We start from the raw sequence: 1647 nt of genomic DNA, 5'->3' as shown, positions 1-1647 counted from the left end.
CAAAGAGTATATAACATACTCTTTGTCTTTAAAGCTTAACTAAGCGTTTGTGACTCAATATTGCTCCTTTATTATTTAGTTTATTGTTAATGGTTAGTTTGAAGCTTGAATGAGCGTTGCTAAGGCTTCTTTGGCAATGGTCTCTGCTCTCTGGGATGTCACCTTTTGGTAGCGTAAGGTTGTCTGGATATTTTCATGGCCCATTAAGGCTCGCAGGGTTTCAATACCCATCAACCCGACCCGCTCGGTGGCAAAGGTGTGGCGCAAATCATGGAACCGGAGGCCCTGGAGTTGGGGTTCTCGTTGGGTCATGGTGCGCCAATCGCTGTAGGCGGTGCGATAACTGAGGCGACTAATGGCTTTTGTTAGGGGTTGTTGGGCGGTAAATAGGGCTGGATGCTCTGGGTGGCGGTAATACTTTAAATAAATCCCCAGGCTTTCATCGACATCTGGGCTGTAGAAACACCAGCGCTGTTTGTTTCCTTTACCAACCACCTGGAAGCGACGTTCCTGTAAATCCACTTGGTCATAGTCCAGGGACAATAATTCGGCAATGCGGGCCCCGGTGCGGTGGAGTAAGCGCACGAGGCAATGGAGACGGGGTTGTTGGGCGGTGGCTTGGTAGAGGACTTGGAGTTGCTCTGGGGTTAGGTAACGGATCGTCTGGTCACTGTGGTGTTCACCTTTGTTTGGATTAGGTTTGCGTTGGGGCAGGCGGGCCAGGGGATTGGTGACTAAATACTGCTGTTCAACGGCAAAGTTCAGTAGGGATTGGAGAATCGCTTGGTGGCGACGGTGGGTGGTGTAGCTGAGGTGTTCTAACTGTTGGAGGTAATCCTGTAGGGTCTTGCGGTCGAGGTGGGTAATGGGCCAAGCACCATAGTCTGCTAGCAGGGGAAGCAGGGCCGTTGTGTAGGAACGCACCGTGCTGGGGGCAAGACCGGGTCGTTCTAAAAACTCTGTGGCGACGGTGGCAAGGGTAGGCATTATCTCTGGTCTTAAAGCTAAACTCTATAGTAGAAAAATAAAGTAGGTTAAAAGTAGCATAGTAAAGATATTTAGATAAATGTTAGCTGGTATAAAAAAGTAAAGGATCATGGATAAATTAGAAGCGCTAATAACACCGCAATCTAACGAGTCTTTGGGAGATTATGTTCAGCGTCAACGGCGACGGTTAGGGCTCACCCAACGGGAGGTGGCTTTAAAGGCGGAGATCCATCCCCAGAGCTATGGGAAGGTAGAACGGGGTCAGACAGTGCAACTCAATCAGCGCACGCAGCGGGGGTTGGCCTACGCGCTCCAGGTGCCGGAGGAATATTTAGAGGCCTTAAGTCGGGGCATCGCGGTGGAGGTGGAGAAGCAACGGGCGTTGCGGTTTTGTCCCCAATGTTGGACGCCAGGGTCTGCACCGGATCCCTTATGGTTGGTTTTACGGGCGCAATATTGTTTTGCTTGTGGGACGAAGTTGCAGAGTCGCTGTCAGGGTTGCCAACAGCCGCTCACTTCTTTAAAACATCGTTTTTGTCCCTATTGTGGTAAACCTTATAAAAGTTCAGTTAATCGCCCTGCTTCCCAGGCATGACCAGGGATGGGTTATGCTTCGTCGCGGTAGTAGGCAACTTTTTGCTCTAGGCGGGCGATCGCCTC

Annotated in this window: 2 protein-coding genes; one reads left to right on the top strand and one right to left on the bottom strand. The window is 50.5% G+C overall.

Annotation, left to right across the window (positions count from 1 at the left end; translation table 11 throughout):
- Positions 1-93 precede the first annotated feature (93 nt).
- Positions 94-987 (bottom strand): tyrosine-type recombinase/integrase, encoded by an 894-nt coding sequence (locus AACR41_RS00110; protein WP_030008348.1) that lies wholly within the window; start codon positions 985-987, stop codon positions 94-96.
- 109 nt (positions 988-1096) lie between these two features.
- Here AACR41_RS00110 and AACR41_RS00105 point away from each other — a divergent pair, with 109 nt between their 5' ends.
- Positions 1097-1582, top strand: coding sequence for a double zinc ribbon domain-containing protein (locus tag AACR41_RS00105; protein WP_030008347.1), 486 nt, complete (start codon positions 1097-1099; stop codon positions 1580-1582).
- Positions 1583-1647: the final 65 nt, after the last annotated feature.

The organism is Picosynechococcus sp. NKBG042902, from assembly GCF_963864045.1.
Lineage (GTDB): Bacteria > Cyanobacteriota > Cyanobacteriia > Cyanobacteriales > MRBY01 > MRBY01.
Note: the sequence above shows the minus strand (reverse complement) of the source record. Positions and strands in the feature narration are given on the sequence as shown.

Excerpts from the sequence above, each read along its gene's own strand:
- AACR41_RS00105 (WP_030008347.1), top strand. The coding sequence starts at position 1,097 with ATGGATAAATTAGAAGCGCTAATAACACCGCAATCTAACGAGTCTTTG.
- AACR41_RS00110 (WP_030008348.1), bottom strand. The coding sequence starts at position 987 with ATGCCTACCCTTGCCACCGTCGCCACAGAGTTTTTAGAACGACCCGGT.